Raw genomic sequence first — 14,798 nt, 5'->3', positions numbered from 1 at the left:
GCGCTGTCCCGCCAGCCCATCGCCGTTGGGCAGACCCTCAACTCTTCCCGTAAAACGCGTTCTCGACATGCACCGGCCAGCGCCAGGGCAGCACCGCCACCATGTCGAAGCGCATCGCCAGCCGGCCGTAATCCGGCTGGCGCGACAGCCACAAATCCGCGGCACCCTCGATGCGGCGCTCCGATTCGCGGCCGATCGCTTCCATCGCCTCGATCAATGTCCGCCGCGCCTTGACCTCGACGAACAGCACGAGGTCGCCGCGCCGGGCGATGAGGTCGATCTCGCCGAGCCTGGTGCGGTGGCGGCGGGCAAGGATGCGATAGCCTTTCAGCATCAGCGCCAGCGCCGCCAGCCACTCGCCGCGATGACCGCGACGATAGGCCTTGCGGCGATGGCCGACCGTGCGTTCAGCCATCCCCGTCCGCCTTAAGCTCGATCAGCCGGCGGTAAAGCGCCTGCTTCTGGCCGCCGGTCATCTTCGCGGCTTCCGCCGCCGCCTTCGATGCTGGCATTTCGGCCGCAAGCGAGAGCAGGAGGCGGTCGATGTCTGCCGGCTGATCCTCCGCCGCTTCGGGCGGGCCGACACAGATGACGACCTCGCCCTTCGGCGTGTCGGCCGCCCCGTAATGGTCGGCCAGCTCGGCAAGCGTTCCGGTGCGCATCTCCTCGAAAGCCTTGGTCAGCTCGCGCGCGATGGCGGCTTTCCGCGCACCGCCCAGCGCCTCGACCATCGAGCCGAGCGTCTCTGCCAGACGGCGCGGCGATTCGAAGAAGATCAGTGTCGCCGGCACCGCCTTGAATGTCTCCAGCTTGGTCAGCCGCTGCCCGGTCTTCACGGGCAGGAACCCAGCGAACAGGAAGGCATCGGAAGGCAGGCCCGACGCGGTCAGCGCTGCAAGCGCGGCCGATGGCCCCGGGATCGGCACGACGCGAATGCCATGCTCCAGCGCCTCGCCGACCAGCCGGTAGCCGGGATCGGAGACCAAAGGCGTCCCGGCGTCGGAGATCAGCGCCACACTCTGCCCGGCACCCAGCGCCTCGATCAGCTTCGGCCCGGCCTCGCCCGCATTGTGCTCGTGATAGGCGGTGGTGCGGCGGCGGATGCCGTAGCGTTCGAGCAGCACGCGCGAAACGCGCGTGTCCTCGCAGGCGACGATATCGGCAGCGGCCAGCGTCTCCAGCGCGCGCAGCGTAATGTCGGCCAGATTGCCGATCGGCGTCGCCACCAGATAAAGCGCCGGCTGAAGCGGCCGCGCCGCGATCTCGCTTTGTCCGATCAGATAGCTGCGTTTGTCGCCGGTCACCGAATGCCCCTCATTCCGAGCAATTCCCAGGAAAAGTGCGTCGCGGTTTTCCGTCCGGAATTGCGTAAGAACCAAGGCTGTTTCGCATGGCTGACGCCCCGTTGCAAAACGTGAGGTCGAGGCAACGAAATCGCCTTGCCTTTGCCACAGTGCGGAACGAAACCCACATCGGCGAATTTAACCCCTGATTCCCCGGGAGGAGGCAGGACCGAACGATGCCCAATCGCTTCGATATTTTTATCAGCCGACTTGAAAGCAAGACCGCCCGCGAGGGCATCCCTCCACACCCCATCGCCGCCGAGTCCGGCGCGCGCCGCGACAAGGCCGATCAGAAGCCTGTCCGTCACGGCGAGGCGCATGGCGAGAAGCACCGCGGCAAGCACCGCCAGAAGCACGACGCTTAAGGCGTCGCGTCCATCGTCATTGGCCGCGAGCGGCCCCACTTCGTCATTCCAGGGCGAAGCAAGGAGCGAAGCGACGCGCGCAGACCCTGGAGTCCAGGCCGTTACATTGAAGCGTCGCTGACGGTGCAGAATTCTGCTCCGCTGCACCCTATGGCCAAAGTCACGGCATGGATTCTCGGGTCAAGCCCGAGAATGACGAACGCGAGAGGCATTCGCCTCTTTCAAAGGTATCTACCCACCCTCGCTTCCAGCAGCCGCACCAGTTCCGGGTCCATGAACTCATAGTCGTCCGGAATATCGAGGCAGATCACCCTGGCGCCCTTCAGGCTCGACCGGAATCTCTTCTGCAGCTTGGCGCGGTGTACCTTTTCCATGACGAAGATGATGTCCGCCCAGGCGACCAGCTCATGCGTCAACGGATTGTCGGCGTCGTGATTGGTGCCGGCCGATTCGACCTCGATGTCGCGGCGTTTGGAAAACACCTGCTCGGCAGTCGGGCTGCGCAGCCGATTCTGGCTGCAGACGAAGAGGATGTTCAAGCAGCGAGGGCTCGCGCTTTTCTTTTTGCTGCTAAATCCGGCTTCGGAGCCTCCTTTGAGGCTTTCACGCCAGGAGTAATCTTATAGATTACGCCTTCATCTACGTCCACGCCGTCAAATGCGCTGTTTCCAAATCGCAAACGATTTTCCGCAACAGTTAAAGTATTTGAGTTTCCGCTTGTAAGAACCGAGAGCGGAGATATTTTGTTCACAAAGTGGTTTGTAGTGTTGGCGACGGTCACCTCGTCTAAAGAAATGGGCGACTTTATTGTGAGCAAAATACGGTCAATGAACCGGTTCACAGTTGTCGGCCCGTACGTCTCCACATCTGGCGAAGTTATATAAAGCTGCCATCTTGACGAGTCATGCAGCCTCAGCCACATCGCCGCAGCGATGGGTAACCCTGCGGCCTCCAGCGCCTTGACCGCCGTCAATCCAGCTTCAATGTCGGATTCTACCAGTGTCGTCTTATCCATGCCAACACACCTGTTCTGCGATGCGTCACCGCCGTGACCATATTAGTCGCTTCAGCTGCAGTCCAAAACTTATATCTCGATTCGACCTCCCAAGCTTTCACCGTATTCCAATAGGCCCTAAAGGCGGCACTGGCCTGCTCCTCCGCCGTTAAGGCGGCAGCCAATTGGCCCAATTTTACCAACTCGCTCAGTTTATGGCCGTTGCCATATATCTGATTGACAAAGTTCTTTTCGGGTAGGTCGTTAGCCCGGAATGAACAAGCGATCTTTGCTTTCAGGGCGCATTCCACAGCCAGGCCCGACAGATAGTAGGCTGTGTCGTGCTCCCCGCTGCGCAGAAGCAACTGCGCGCTTCGCGCAAATACCTTGGATTTTTCCCGCCAGTCGTCCCTTATCATCTGCACCCCCCGGTCAGGATGATATCGGAGTTCGTTTTCGAAGAAAACTTGCGGGGGCAGCCTTTGGCTTACCTTGCCAAATCCGCCACCACCGCATCCAGCACGATCATCCCCGCCGTCGTGGCGCGGAGCCTTGCGTTGCCGACAGGCGCCACCAGGCCTTCTTCCTGCAGCACCGAGAGCCGCGCGCTTGAAAGGCCGCGACCCGAGAGCGCCTCGTAGCGCTGCAGGTCGATGCCTTCGGCCAGCCGCAGTCCCATCAGCAGGAACTCGTCCGCCTCCTCGGAACGCGTCAGGATCTCGCCGCCGGTGACGCCGTGGCCTTTGGCCTCGACCAGATTGGCCCAGGTCTCCGGCATTCTTTCCGCGATGGTCACCGTGCGGCGGCCGTTCTCGACGAAGCGGCCATGCGCGCCGGGGCCGACGCCGACATATTCGCCATAGCGCCAATAGGTGAGGTTGTGCCGGCTCTCGGCGCCCGGCCGCGCGTGGTTGGAAATCTCATAGGCCGGCAGGCCTTGCGCCGCCGTAACCTCCTGCGTCAGCGCGTAGAGATCGGCAGCATGATCATTGTCGGGCAGCGTGAATTTGCGCGCAGCGTAAAGCGCGTGGAAGGGCGTGCCCTCCTCGATGGTGAGCTGATACAGCGAAAGATGGTCGACGGCATAGCCGATCGCCTGCTCCAGCTCCGCCCCCCATGCGTCCGGCGTCTGGCCGGGCCGCGCATAGATCAGGTCGAAGGACAGCCGCGGGAAAATTTCGCGCGCGAGGCCGATGGCGTGCAGTGCCTCCTCGACATTATGCAGCCGGCCGAGGAAGCGCAGATCCTTGTCGTTGAGCGCCTGCACGCCGAGCGAGACGCGGTTGACGCCGGCGGCGCGGTAGCCGCGGAAACGCTCGGCTTCGACCGAGGACGGGTTGGCTTCCAGCGTCACCTCGATGCCGGCCGGCACCGTCCAGTTCCTCGCCACGGCCTCCAGGACGGCGGCCACCGTTTCCGGCTTCATCAGCGACGGCGTGCCGCCGCCGAGAAAGATGCTGGTCACCTCGCGTGGCCCGGTGCGGGCCCGCATGGTTGCGAGCTCCGTCTCGAAGGCGCGGGCAAAACGCTCCTGGTCGACCGGCTGGTGGCGGACATGGCTGTTGAAGTCGCAATAAGGGCACTTGGCTGCGCAGAACGGCCAGTGAATATAGACGCCGAAGCCGGGGCTGCGGTCGAGCGGTAGGGGCACTGCGCTCATGCGGGTCCTGATCGCGCCAAATCCAATCTGGCCAAATTCAATCGCGCTTCGGCGAATTTCTGAAAGGCGCGGGCGCGGTGCGAAAGCGCCGTCGCCTGGCCGGGCCTCCAGCCATGCTTTTCTTGCGCGCTCATCTCGCCAAAAGTCTTGTCGAAACCGTTGGGCAGGAACACCGGATCGTAGCCGAAGCCGAGCGTGCCGCGCGGCGGCCACACCAGCGTGCCTTCGGCCTCGCCGCGATAATATTCGGCCTCGCCGTCGGGAAAGGCCAGGCAGATGACGGCGACGAAGCGGCCGGTGCGCTGCGAAGGGTCCGTAGCGCCGACCTCCTGCAGCGCCACCTCGGTGCGCTGCATGGCCATGCCGAAATCCCTGCTGCCGTCCGGCGTCTCGGCCCAGTTGGCGGTATAGACACCGGGCGCGCCGTCGAGCGCGTCGACGCAGAGCCCGGAATCGTCCGACAGCGCCGGCAGGCCGGTCGCCTTGGCGGCGGCATATGCCTTGATATAGGCGTTCTCCTCGAAGGTGGTGCCGGTCTCGTCGGGTTCGGGCAGGCCGTATTCCTTGGCCGATTTCGCCTCGAATCCGAACGGCGCCATCAGGTCGGCGAATTCGCGCAGCTTGCCTTCATTGTGGCTGGCGACGACGATCTTTTTTTCCCCAAGGGAATGAAAAGGTTGCGAGTGCATCAGAAACCCCAGATCCTTGGCTCGGCGAATTCGATCGAATTGCCGGACGGGTCGCGGATATAGATCGAGTGCCCGCCCTGCGGCCATTCAAAATCGCTTTCGATGGCGATGTTGTTGGCGGCGAGATGCCTGCGCCATGCAGCGATTTCATCGGCGGTTGCCGCAAAGCAGAGGTGCCCTTCGCCGGCCGTGCCATGCGGCGGCACCTTCAGCCGAGCGTCCGGCGCCGGCGGGATTTTCGTAGCGTCGGCATTAAAGAGAAGCAATACGCCGTCGCCGCAGCGGAAGAAGACGTGGCGCCCTTCGACCTTGCCCAAGGCTTCGAGGCCGATGATGTCGCGGTAGAAGGCTTCGGCGGCGTGTAGGTCTGTGACGTAGAGGGCGGATTCGAGAATTGCGGAGGGTATCACGAGGCCCCCCTCTCTGCCCTGCCGGGCATCTCCCCCTCAAGGGGGGAGATTAGCTGTGGCCGCGCCGGCACCTCTTCTGCAGCATTGGTGATTGGCGAAAGCCGGCGTGACATACAATCTCCCCCCTTGAGGGGGAGATGGCCGGCAGGCCAGAGAGGGGGGCCTAGGCTCGGCATTCGAAAACCTAAGCCACCGCCATCTGCTGCAGGCTCACCAGCCGCGAAATACCCTTCTTCGCCAAGCCCATCAGCGCCGCGAACTGCTCCTCGGAGAAAGGCTCGCCCTCGGCCGTGCCCTGGATCTCGACGATGCCGCCCTTGCCGGTCATGACGAAATTGGCGTCGGTGCCGGCCGAGGAATCCTCCAGGTAATCAAGATCGATGACCGGCTGGCCGTCATGGATGCCGCAGGAAATCGCCGCGACATGGTCCTTCAGCACCTTGGCGACGCTCACCATCTGGCGCGCTTCCATCCAGCGCAGGCAATCGTAGAGCGCCACCCAGCCGCCGGTGATCGAGGCCGTGCGGGTGCCGCCATCGGCCTGGATGACGTCGCAGTCGACGGTGATCTGCTGCTCGCCCAGCGCCTGCAGGTCGACCACGGCGCGTAGCGAGCGGCCGATCAGCCGCTGGATCTCCAGCGTGCGGCCGCCCTGCTTGCCGGCGGAAGCTTCGCGCCGCATGCGCTCGCCGGTCGAGCGCGGCAGCATGCCGTATTCGGCCGTCACCCAGCCCTTGCCGGAATTGCGCATCCAGGCCGGCACCTTTTCCTCCAGGCTCGCCGTGCACAGGACATGCGTGTCGCCGAACTTCACCAGGCACGAGCCTTCGGCATGCTTGGAGACGCCGCGTTCGAAGGAGATGGCGCGCATTTCGTCGGCTTGGCGTTTGGAGGGGCGCATTCGGCCTTCTTTCTTGTCGTTTCCGGAATCGTGGCCGGCTTGTAGACGTATGCGCAGCATGGCGCAAAGGAAAACGAGGTCGCAACGGAAAACGGGCTGCGCGACCGCAAACGCGCCACCGGTGACCGCAAACGCGGCACCGTGTGACCGCGAGCGCGGCACCGGGTTGCGCCGCCGTAGCTTAAGTCTATATCTTTTCGGAAGGAGGTTTCTCGCCGGAATGAACAAACCAGTCGATCCGACGTCGCAGTCGCCGGTACTTCAGTCACTCGACATGCGCTCGCGCGATATCTTCCGGCGGATTGTCGATTCCTATCTGCGCGACGGCGAGCCGGTCGGCTCGCGCAGCCTGTCGCGCATCCTGCCCTCCTCGCTGTCGCCCGCCACCATCCGCAATGTGATGAGCGACCTCGAGCATCTGGGGCTGATCTACGCGCCGCATGTTTCCGCCGGGCGGCTGCCGACCCAGACCGGCCTACGCTTTTTCGTCGACGCCTTCATGGAGCTGGGCGACCTTTCCGACGACGAGCGCCGCACCATCGAGGCGCAGGTGCGCGCCTCCGGCTCGGGCGCGACGCTGGAGCATATGCTGACCGAGGCCAGCCAGATGCTGTCGGGCATGTCGCGCGGCGCCGGCCTCGTGCTCGCCTCCAAGCACGAGGTGGCGCTGAAGCACATCGAATTCATCCAGCTCGAGCCCGCAAAGGCGCTGGCAGTGCTGGTGTCGCAGAACGGCGATGTCGAGAACCGCGTTGTCGACCTGCCGGCCGGCACCACCGTGTCGCAGCTGCACGAGGCGTCCAATTTCCTCAATGCGCATATCCGTGGGCGAACACTGGCCGAGGCGCGGGCGGAAATCGCCCGCATCAAGGACGAGACCAGGGCTGCCCTCGACACGCTGTCGCAGGATCTGGTCGAGAAAGGCCTCGCGGTCTGGGCCGGCGCCGAAAGCGGCCTGCCGGCGCGCCTTATCGTGCGCGGCCGCGCCAACCTCCTGGAAAACGTCACCGCCCAGGCGGACATAGAATTGCTTCGCCATCTGTTCGAGGATTTGGAAACCCAGGACGGACTGCTGCAGCTGCTCGATCTCGCCGAAGAGGGGCCGGGCGTGCGCATCTTCATCGGCTCGGAGAACAAGCTGTTTTCGCTGTCCGGCTCGTCGCTGGTCGTCGCCCCCTATCGCGACAAGGACGCCCGCGTCGTCGGCGCGCTTGGCGTCATCGGGCCGACCCGCCTGAACTACGCCCGCATCGTGCCGATGGTCGATTACACTGCACAACTGATTTCCCGCATGCTTCGTTAGGTGTATCGATATTCAGGTGAGGCCGGCCTGACCTGAACCTCGACACAGCTGAGGGTGCAAAGGAGAAGAACATGGCGCTGGAATCGCTCAAGGCCCAGATCAGCCTGCTGCTCGAGGAAATGGTGAACCAGCCCGAGGACGAGCACGAGATCCAGGAGCAGCTGCGCGAGAAATTGAGGGAGATGCGCGCCATGGGCCTGCCCCTGCCGGCTGATCTCGTCGAGTTGGAAAAGCGCCTCGACGACGATCTGGATGCCGAAGAGGCCTGAGGCCGGCAAGTCACGTGCGCGAGCTTCTCTTTTCGATCGTTAGCCCAATATGTTCTATCTCCGGGGCCTTATCGACTGAGGCATCCGAAGGCAGGACATAGTGGCAGAGACGGAGGACAGCATGATGCGGATCGCCGGCCTTGCGGGCCTCGCACTGGTTTTTGCCACGGCTGCCTTTGCGCAGCAGGCCGATCAGCCCTTGCTCAGCGGCGAAAAAGCTTTCGGCGACTGGAAAGCCGACCGTCCGGGCGTGCGCCGGCTGCTGAAACCTGAGGATTTGCCGAAACCCGACATGACGGAATCCGCCTCCAACGGCGGCGGCGTCACCGATCGTCCTGAGGATGCCAAGCCAAAGCTTCCGCCCGGCTTTTCCGCCGAGCTGATCGCATCCGGCGTCGACAGTCCCCGCGTCGTGCGGGTGGCGCCGAACGGCGACCTCTTCGTTGCCGACAGCCGGGCGAACCAGGTGCGCGTCTATCGCCTGGCGGAAGGCAGCGCCAAGCCTGCACAGGAGTCGATCTTCGCCAAGGGCCTGACCCGGCCCTACGGCATCGCCTTCTACCCGCCGGGCGACAAGCCGCAATGGGTCTATGTCGCCAACAGCAACAGCGTCGTCCGCTTCCCCTATCGCGAGGGTGACCTGGAAGCGTCGGGCAAGCCGGAAACCATCGTCGCCAAAGTCCCCGCCAGCCACCACTGGACGCGCGACATCGCCTTCTCGCCCGACGGCAAGACGCTCTATCTGTCGGTCGGCTCCGGCTCCAACATCGCCGAGGACATGGGCGCGAAGCCGAAGGGCGGTGTCGAGGCGTGGACGAAATCGCAGCCGCTGGGCGAGGCCTGGGGTCCGGAACAGGGCCGCGCCGACGTGCTGGCCTTCGACCCCGACGGCAACAACCGCAGAACCGTCGCCACCGGCCTGCGCAACTGTTCCGGCATGACCATGCAGCCGGCGACGGGCGCGCTCTGGTGCGTCGTCAACGAGCGCGACGAACTTGGCGACAACACCCCCTTCGAATATGCCACCGCCGTGAAGGACGGCGCTTTCTATGGCTGGCCCTGGTATTATATCGGCGACAATGAGGACCCGCGCCACAAGGGCGCCCGCCCCGATCTCGCCGGCAAGGTCACGGTTCCGGACGTGCTGATGCAGGCGCATTCGGCGCCACTCAACATCGCCTTTTATGATGGCGCCAACTTCCCGGCCGATTTTAAGGGCGACGCCTTCGTCACGCTGCACGGCTCGTGGAACCGCAATGTCCGCACCGGCTACAAGGTGGTGCGGCTGAGGTTCAAGGACGGCAAGCCGACCGGCGAATACGAGGACTTCGCCACCGGCTTCGTCATATCCGACGACGCGGTCTGGGGCCGGCCGGTCGGCGTCGCCGTGGCCAGGGACGGCGCGCTGATCCTGACCGAGGACGGCAACGGGACGATCTGGCGTATTACGTATGGTGGGTAGCTCCCCCAACCTCGTCATTCCAGGGCGGAGCAGCCGCGAAGCGGCGTCGCGGAGACCCTGGAATCCATTCCGTGACCCTGATCAAAGAGTGCAGCGGCGCAGAATTCTGCACCGTTGTGGCGCTCGGAGGTCACGGAATGGATCCTCGGGTCTGCGCGCGTCGCTTCGCTCCTTGCTCCGCCCGTGGATGACGAGGTTGGGACGCTCCAGCCAATCTCCAAGGCGCCCGCCGGGCGACCGGCCAAATGCCCGTGCCAGTCGCGCTGGCGTAACGAATTCCAGTGCGAGGGAATTACCGTCGATCCGGCATCGTGATAAAAACCCAGCCCCACATACGCCAGGCTAGAACCAATGACACTCACCGGATTCCTTGCCTACAGCGCCGCGCTCGGCGTCGCCGCCGCCATTCCGGGCCCCGGCGTCACGGCGCTTGTCGCCCGCGCGCTCGGCTCCGGCTTCCGGTCCTCGCTTGCCATGTCGTTCGGCCTGATGCTCGGCGACCTCACCTATCTCACCGCCGTGGTGCTCGGGCTTGCCTTCGTCGCGCAGACCTTCGGCATGGTCTTCCTCGCCATCAAATGGGCCGGCGTCGCCTATCTCGCCTTCCTCGCCTGGCGCTTCTGGACCAGCGGCATCACGCCCGAGACCGTCGAGGCGCGGAAGGCCAAAGGCGGGCTGGTGTCGAGCTTCATCGCCGGGCTGACGGTGACGCTCGGCAATCCCAAGACGATGATCTTCTATCTCGCCATCACGCCGACCATCGTCGACCTGAAGACGATCACGCTCGCCGACTACGCGATTCTTGCGATGCTCACCGTGGCGGTTCTGTTCGTGGTGCTGGTGCCTTATCTGGCGCTCGCAGCCAAGGCGCGCTGGTTCCTGAAATCGCCGCGCGCGCTGAAGGTGCTGAACCGCACCGCCGCCGGCTTCATGATGGGCGCGGCTGCCGCCATAGCGGCGCGTCAATAGGTTCCAATCTCAACCGATCCCGGATTCGGCCAAACTATTCCTGAAACCCGGCTTGGCGGAAAATGCATTTCCGGCCGCGGGCGCTTTTGAGCAACCGCCCCACTCGGATATTTTCCAGCCTCAGCCTATCTTGCGCGGCTGAAAGCCTTATTCTGTCTGCCTGTGCCATTGCCTTGGGAGCGAAACCAATGAACAAGCCCGTCACCTCCGCGCGCGTGCCCGGCCGCGGCCGCGTCTTCAACTCGATCACGGAGACGATTGGCGACACGCCGCTGGTCAGGCTGGACAAGTTCGCGAAGGAAAAGGGCATCGTCGCCAACCTTCTGGCCAAGCTCGAATTCTTCAACCCGATCGCCTCCGTCAAGGACCGCATCGGCGTCGCCATGATCGAGGCGCTGGAGGAGGCCGGCAAGATTTCGCCCGGCAAGACCACGCTGATCGAGCCGACTTCCGGCAACACCGGCATCGCGCTCGCCTTCGCCGCCGCCGCCAAGGGCTACAAGCTGATCCTCACCATGCCGGAGACGATGTCGGTCGAGCGCCGCAAGATGCTGGCGCTGCTCGGAGCCGAGCTGGTGCTGACCGAGGGCCCGAAAGGCATGAAGGGCGCCATCGCCAAGGCCGACGAGCTCGCCGCGACGCTGCCCAACGCCATCATCCCGCAGCAGTTCGAAAATCCGGCCAACCCCGAAATCCACCGCCGCACCACGGCCGAGGAAATCTGGAACGACACCAATGGCGAAGTCGACATCTTCGTCGCCGGCATCGGCACAGGCGGCACTATCACCGGCGTCGGCCAGGTGCTGAAGAAGCGCAAGCCTTCGCTGCACGTCGTGGCGGTCGAGCCGGAAGCCTCGCCGGTTCTGTCGGGAGGCCAGCCCGGCCCACACAAGATCCAGGGCATCGGCGCAGGCTTTGCGCCCAAAATCCTCGACACCTCGATCTATGACGAGGTCGTCAGGGTCTCGAACGAGGATTCGGTCGCCAATGCGCGTCTCGTCGCCCGGCTCGAAGGCGTTCCGGTCGGCATCTCGTCGGGCGCGGCACTCCAGGCGGCAATCGTCGTCGGCTCTCGGCCGGAGAACAAGGGCAAGACCCTCGTCGTCGTCATCCCCTCCTTCGCCGAGCGCTATCTCTCGACCATCCTGTTCGACGGGCTGGGGGCTTAGGTGCTTTAACGCCCCCACGGTCGTCATCCACGGGCGGAGCAAGGAGCGAAGCGACGCGCGCAGACCCGAGGATCCATTCCGTGACCTCAAGGCGTAGCTCCGGTGCAGAATTCTGCTCCGCTGCGCTCTTCGATCAAGGTCACGGAATGGATTCCAGGGTCTCCGCGACGCCGCTTCGCGGCTGCTCCGCCCTGGAATGACGAGATTGGGAGGCTTCCGCCAATCCGCAGCGTTCGTGCCGATCCGCAGAAAGGGTGGTGAAGTCCGCCCGCCAGCAAACGGCGACCTTTCAAAATCCCCGTCGATTCCAGCGGTTGCGTTAATTCCCGATAAGCTTCGCCTTCTCGCCCTGCAGGAAACGCCGCAGCGCGGCGTCGCGCTCGAGGCCGATCGCCCGGTCGTAGGATTCTGCCGCCTGCTTGATATTGCCGAGTCTCGCCAACAGCCCGGCGCGGGCCGCCCAATAGGGCTGGTAGTCCTCCAGCCGCTTGTCGTCGCCCAGCACGTAAAGCGCCGCTAGGCCGGCCGTAGCGCCCTCGGTTTCGGCGATCGCCACCGCGCGGTTGATCGCCACCACGGGCGAGCCGGCCACGGCCTGCAGCGCATCATACAGCTGGCGGATCGCCGCCCAGTCGGTGCCGCTGCCGCGCCGGCGTGCCGTATGGGCGGACTGCACGGCGGCCTCCAGCTGGTAGCGGCCGATGATCCCCCTTTGCGCGGCGCGCACCAGCAAGGCTTCCGCCTCGTCGATCAGGCTGTCGTCCCAGAGCGCGATGTCCTGCTCGACCAAAGGCACGAAGTCGCCCTGCGGGTCGCGTCTCGCCGAGCGGCGCGCCTCGGCGAAAAGCATCAGCGCCAGCAAGCCGAGCGCCTCCGGCTCGTCCGGCATCAGCGAGGCGACCAGCCGGCCGAGCCAGATCCCTTCGGCGGCGAGATTGCGCCGCCGGCTGTCGGTGCCGGTCGGATCCGACCAGCCTTCGGCGAAGGTGGCGTAGATCGCTTCGAGCACCGCGCCCAGCCGCTCGCCCAGTTCCGCCTGCTCCGGCACGCGAAGCGGAATCCCTGTCTCGCGGATGCGGGCTTTGGCCCGCACCAGCCGCTGGCCCATAGTCGCCGGCGAAACCAGGAAGGCCGAGGCGATCGTCGCGGCGTCGAAACCGAGGATCGTCTGCAGGATCAGCGGCGCGCGCACGCTGGCCTCGATCGCCGGATGGGCGCAGGCGAACATCAGCCGCAGTCGATCGTCGGGCAGGTCTTCGCCGCGCACGCGCTCCTCCATTTCCTCGGCGATCAGCTGCAGATGATCGCGCGCCGCCTCGCGGGTCAGACGACGCCGCACGGCGTCTACGTCGCGCCGCCGCGCCACGGCGAGCAGCCAGGCTTCGGGCTGCGCCGGCACGCCGGTTCGCGGCCAGCGTTCGAGCGCGGCGGCGAAGGCATCGGCCAGCGCGTCCTCGGCGCCGGCGACATCGCGCGTGCGCGCCGCCAGCCAGGCGACCAGCTTGCCGTAGCTGCGCCGGGCGGCCGCTTCGGCGGCCGCCCGCGCGATCTGCGAGCGATCATGCATCGTAGGATCGCTATGCGGCTGCTACGTATTCAGCCATTTCCCAGATCGGCCGCAGCTCGACCGTGCCGGTGCTGGACGCGGGGCAGCGCGCGGCCCATTCGATCGCCGTGTCGATGTCGGCCGCCTCGATCATATAGAAGCCGGCCAGTTGCTCCTTGGTGTCGGCATAGGGGCCGTCGAGCACGTTGGTCTTGCCGTTCGCCATCCGGACCGCGGTGGCCGCCTGCGTCGGGCGCAGCCGCTCGCCGGCGATGTACGCGCCGGATTTCTTCAGCGCCTCGGTATAGGCGCCATAGGCCGCGAGCACCTGCTGGGTCTGCTCCTTCGACACGTTCGCCATCGCGGCCTCGTCATTGTAGATCAAAAGCATGTAACGCATGGAAGTTCTCCCGTTTTCTTGAAGGCCGCATCGTCGCGTGCCGACTTATGTCGTGCGGCATCGACCGATTTCGACAGGCGCCGGAAAAATCTTTCGCCCCCAAAGCCATCGAGCGCAAGCCGTCGTTCGCCGCTACTCAACCATTGGTCTAACGCACGCAATTGCGGGTTGGCATTTGCTTTCCGCCATCTAAACTCGTCGCGGGCTCGCCGGGAGGGGGCGGATTGCGGGCCGACATTTTCAGGGAGGAAATCGCGATGTTCAATTTCAGGACCAAATCTATTGCCGCCGGCGCGCTGGCCTTGTCGCTCGGCCTTGGCGCCGTGTCGGCCGGGGCGCAGGAATTCATCAATGTGCTCACCGGCGGCACGTCCGGCGTCTACTATCCGCTCGGCGTCGCCCTGTCGGAGATTTACGGCAAGGGCATCGAGGGCTCGCGCACCCAGGTTCAGGCGACCAAGGCTTCGGTCGAGAACCTCAACCTGCTGCAGCAGGGCAAGGGCGAGATCGCCTTTGCGCTCGGCGATTCCGTCAAGATGGCCGCCGAGGGCAATACGGAGGCCGGCTTCCCGGGCAAGCTCGACAAGCTGCGCGGCATTGCCGCCATCTATCCCAATTACATCCAGATCGTCGCCAGCCAGGACTCCGGCATCAAGACGCTCGCCGACCTCAAGGGCAAGAGCCTGTCGGTCGGCGCGCCCGCCTCCGGCACCGAGCTCAACGCGCGCGCCATCTTCGCCGCCGCCGGCCTAAAATACGAGGATCTCGGGCGGGTCGAGTATCTGCCCTTCGCCGAGTCGGTCGAGTTGATCAAGAATCGCCAGCTCGATGCCACCTTGCAGTCTGCCGGCCTCGGCGTTGCCTCCATCCGCGATCTCGCGACCTCGGTTCCCATCAATGTCGTCGCCGTGCCGGCCGAGGACGTCGCCAAGATCGGCGCGCCCTATCTGTCGGTGGTCATCCCGAAAGGCACCTATGAAGGCCAGGCGGAAGATGTCGCGACCGCCGCGGTCGGCAATTTCCTGATTACCCGCGCCGACGTCTCCGACGAGACCGCCTACCAGATGACCAAGCTGCTGTTCGAACATCTCGACCAGTTGGTAGCCGCCCATGCCGCCGCCAAGGCGATCGATCCGGCCAAGGCGCTGGACGGCATGCCGGTGGCGCTGCATCCCGGCGCGGAGAAATATTACAGGGAAAAAGGGCTGCTGAAGTAGGGAGCGCGGCAGTCTGAGATGTCTTCGCCAAGCACCCCCCTTTGGCCTGCCGGCCATCTCCCCCGCAAGGGGGGAGATTGGCTGTCGCCGCGCGCTTCGCC

General features: G+C 64.8%; 18 protein-coding genes. 7 read left to right on the top strand and 11 right to left on the bottom strand.

Going from position 1 to position 14,798, the window contains the following annotated elements; genetic code table 11:
- Positions 1-37: 37 nt before the first annotated feature.
- Together LB538_RS23875 and rsmI are read right to left on the bottom strand one after the other, a co-directional pair.
- Positions 38-415: a YraN family protein gene (locus LB538_RS23875; protein ID WP_224526146.1), complete on the bottom strand. Its 378-nt coding sequence runs from the start codon at positions 413-415 to the stop codon at positions 38-40.
- The gene (gene rsmI / locus LB538_RS23870) at positions 408-1,304 is read right to left on the bottom strand and encodes a 16S rRNA (cytidine(1402)-2'-O)-methyltransferase (RefSeq protein ID WP_224526149.1); all 897 of its coding nucleotides are present in this window, start codon (positions 1,302-1,304) and stop codon (positions 408-410) included. Before rsmI ends, LB538_RS23875 begins: the two co-directional genes overlap by 8 nt.
- A gap of 215 nt (positions 1,305-1,519) precedes the next feature.
- Between rsmI and LB538_RS23865 the strand changes: the two genes are divergently transcribed.
- Entirely contained in the window at positions 1,520-1,708 is a 189-nt protein-coding gene (locus LB538_RS23865; RefSeq protein ID WP_095767932.1) for a hypothetical protein, read from the top strand.
- A 221-nt stretch (positions 1,709-1,929) separates the two neighbouring features.
- Here LB538_RS23865 and LB538_RS23860 read toward each other — a convergent pair whose 3' ends face one another.
- From LB538_RS23860 to rph, 7 genes are all read right to left on the bottom strand, one after another.
- Positions 1,930-2,247: a low molecular weight protein tyrosine phosphatase family protein gene (locus LB538_RS23860; protein ID WP_224526152.1), complete on the bottom strand. Its 318-nt coding sequence runs from the start codon at positions 2,245-2,247 to the stop codon at positions 1,930-1,932.
- Entirely contained in the window at positions 2,244-2,723 is a 480-nt protein-coding gene (locus LB538_RS23855; RefSeq protein ID WP_224526155.1) for a hypothetical protein, read from the bottom strand. The genes LB538_RS23860 and LB538_RS23855 overlap by 4 nt, the downstream gene beginning before the upstream one ends.
- Positions 2,702-3,121, bottom strand: coding sequence for a hypothetical protein (locus LB538_RS23850; RefSeq protein WP_224526158.1), 420 nt, complete (start codon positions 3,119-3,121; stop codon positions 2,702-2,704). Before LB538_RS23850 ends, LB538_RS23855 begins: the two co-directional genes overlap by 22 nt.
- A 68-nt stretch (positions 3,122-3,189) precedes the next feature.
- Entirely contained in the window at positions 3,190-4,362 is a 1,173-nt protein-coding gene (hemW, locus tag LB538_RS23845) for a radical SAM family heme chaperone HemW (RefSeq protein ID WP_224526160.1), read from the bottom strand.
- Entirely contained in the window at positions 4,359-5,051 is a 693-nt protein-coding gene (gene rdgB, locus LB538_RS23840) for an RdgB/HAM1 family non-canonical purine NTP pyrophosphatase (RefSeq protein WP_224526163.1), read from the bottom strand. Before rdgB ends, hemW begins: the two co-directional genes overlap by 4 nt.
- Positions 5,051-5,461: a VOC family protein gene (locus LB538_RS23835; RefSeq protein WP_224526165.1), complete on the bottom strand. Its 411-nt coding sequence runs from the start codon at positions 5,459-5,461 to the stop codon at positions 5,051-5,053. The genes rdgB and LB538_RS23835 overlap by 1 nt, the downstream gene beginning before the upstream one ends.
- Positions 5,462-5,645: 184 nt before the next feature.
- Entirely contained in the window at positions 5,646-6,362 is a 717-nt protein-coding gene (gene rph / locus LB538_RS23830) for a ribonuclease PH (RefSeq protein ID WP_027169620.1), read from the bottom strand.
- A gap of 220 nt (positions 6,363-6,582) precedes the next feature.
- Here rph and hrcA point away from each other — a divergent pair, with 220 nt between their 5' ends.
- The 5 genes from hrcA to cysK all read left to right on the top strand — a co-directional run bounded on the left by hrcA (position 6,583) and on the right by cysK (position 11,534).
- Positions 6,583-7,665 carry a heat-inducible transcriptional repressor HrcA gene (gene hrcA, locus LB538_RS23825; RefSeq protein ID WP_095767927.1) on the top strand — a complete coding sequence of 361 codons (1,083 nt, stop codon included), beginning with the start codon at positions 6,583-6,585 and terminating at the stop codon, positions 7,663-7,665.
- Between the two features lie 71 nt (positions 7,666-7,736).
- Positions 7,737-7,934, top strand: coding sequence for a hypothetical protein (locus LB538_RS23820; RefSeq protein ID WP_095767926.1), 198 nt, complete (start codon positions 7,737-7,739; stop codon positions 7,932-7,934).
- 121 nt (positions 7,935-8,055) lie between these two features.
- A complete protein-coding gene (locus LB538_RS23815; RefSeq protein ID WP_224526167.1) occupies positions 8,056-9,396 on the top strand; it encodes a PQQ-dependent sugar dehydrogenase in 1,341 nt (446 codons plus the stop codon).
- Between the two features lie 351 nt (positions 9,397-9,747).
- Positions 9,748-10,365 (top strand): LysE family translocator, encoded by a 618-nt coding sequence (locus LB538_RS23810; protein ID WP_140645935.1) that lies wholly within the window; start codon positions 9,748-9,750, stop codon positions 10,363-10,365.
- 188 nt (positions 10,366-10,553) lie between these two features.
- On the top strand, positions 10,554-11,534 hold the full coding sequence (cysK, locus tag LB538_RS23805) for a cysteine synthase A (protein WP_140847075.1): 981 nt from the start codon (positions 10,554-10,556) through the stop codon (positions 11,532-11,534).
- 319 nt (positions 11,535-11,853) lie between these two features.
- Here the strand turns inward: cysK and LB538_RS23800 are convergent, their stop codons facing one another.
- Complete coding sequence (locus tag LB538_RS23800; protein ID WP_224560596.1) at positions 11,854-13,101, bottom strand: RNA polymerase sigma factor; 1,248 nt, start codon at positions 13,099-13,101, stop codon at positions 11,854-11,856.
- A 10-nt stretch (positions 13,102-13,111) separates the two neighbouring features.
- Entirely contained in the window at positions 13,112-13,480 is a 369-nt protein-coding gene (locus LB538_RS23795; RefSeq protein WP_095770177.1) for a YciI family protein, read from the bottom strand.
- A gap of 257 nt (positions 13,481-13,737) precedes the next feature.
- On the opposite strand from LB538_RS23795, the gene LB538_RS23790 reads away from it, so the two are divergent.
- Positions 13,738-14,697 carry a TAXI family TRAP transporter solute-binding subunit gene (locus LB538_RS23790; RefSeq protein WP_095770178.1) on the top strand — a complete coding sequence of 320 codons (960 nt, stop codon included), beginning with the start codon at positions 13,738-13,740 and terminating at the stop codon, positions 14,695-14,697.
- Positions 14,698-14,798 lie beyond the last annotated feature (101 nt).

It is taken from the genome of Mesorhizobium sp. Ca11 (assembly GCF_020165275.1).
In the GTDB taxonomy this organism is placed as follows: Bacteria; Pseudomonadota; Alphaproteobacteria; order Rhizobiales; family Rhizobiaceae; genus Mesorhizobium.
This window is presented reverse-complemented; position numbering and strand designations above follow the sequence as displayed.

Excerpts from the sequence above, each read along its gene's own strand:
- LB538_RS23875 (WP_224526146.1), bottom strand. The coding sequence starts at position 415 with ATGGCTGAACGCACGGTCGGCCATCGCCGCAAGGCCTATCGTCGCGGT.
- rdgB (WP_224526163.1), bottom strand. The coding sequence starts at position 5,051 with ATGCACTCGCAACCTTTTCATTCCCTTGGGGAAAAAAAGATCGTCGTC.
- rph (WP_027169620.1), bottom strand. The coding sequence starts at position 6,362 with ATGCGCCCCTCCAAACGCCAAGCCGACGAAATGCGCGCCATCTCCTTC.
- LB538_RS23795 (WP_095770177.1), bottom strand. The coding sequence starts at position 13,480 with ATGCGTTACATGCTTTTGATCTACAATGACGAGGCCGCGATGGCGAAC.
- LB538_RS23850 (WP_224526158.1), bottom strand. The coding sequence starts at position 3,121 with ATGATAAGGGACGACTGGCGGGAAAAATCCAAGGTATTTGCGCGAAGC.
- LB538_RS23810 (WP_140645935.1), top strand. The coding sequence starts at position 9,748 with ATGACACTCACCGGATTCCTTGCCTACAGCGCCGCGCTCGGCGTCGCC.
- hemW (WP_224526160.1), bottom strand. The coding sequence starts at position 4,362 with ATGAGCGCAGTGCCCCTACCGCTCGACCGCAGCCCCGGCTTCGGCGTC.
- cysK (WP_140847075.1), top strand. The coding sequence starts at position 10,554 with ATGAACAAGCCCGTCACCTCCGCGCGCGTGCCCGGCCGCGGCCGCGTC.
- LB538_RS23815 (WP_224526167.1), top strand. The coding sequence starts at position 8,056 with ATGATGCGGATCGCCGGCCTTGCGGGCCTCGCACTGGTTTTTGCCACG.
- LB538_RS23820 (WP_095767926.1), top strand. The coding sequence starts at position 7,737 with ATGGCGCTGGAATCGCTCAAGGCCCAGATCAGCCTGCTGCTCGAGGAA.
- LB538_RS23790 (WP_095770178.1), top strand. The coding sequence starts at position 13,738 with ATGTTCAATTTCAGGACCAAATCTATTGCCGCCGGCGCGCTGGCCTTG.
- hrcA (WP_095767927.1), top strand. The coding sequence starts at position 6,583 with ATGAACAAACCAGTCGATCCGACGTCGCAGTCGCCGGTACTTCAGTCA.
- LB538_RS23865 (WP_095767932.1), top strand. The coding sequence starts at position 1,520 with ATGCCCAATCGCTTCGATATTTTTATCAGCCGACTTGAAAGCAAGACC.
- LB538_RS23855 (WP_224526155.1), bottom strand. The coding sequence starts at position 2,723 with ATGGATAAGACGACACTGGTAGAATCCGACATTGAAGCTGGATTGACG.
- LB538_RS23800 (WP_224560596.1), bottom strand. The coding sequence starts at position 13,101 with ATGCATGATCGCTCGCAGATCGCGCGGGCGGCCGCCGAAGCGGCCGCC.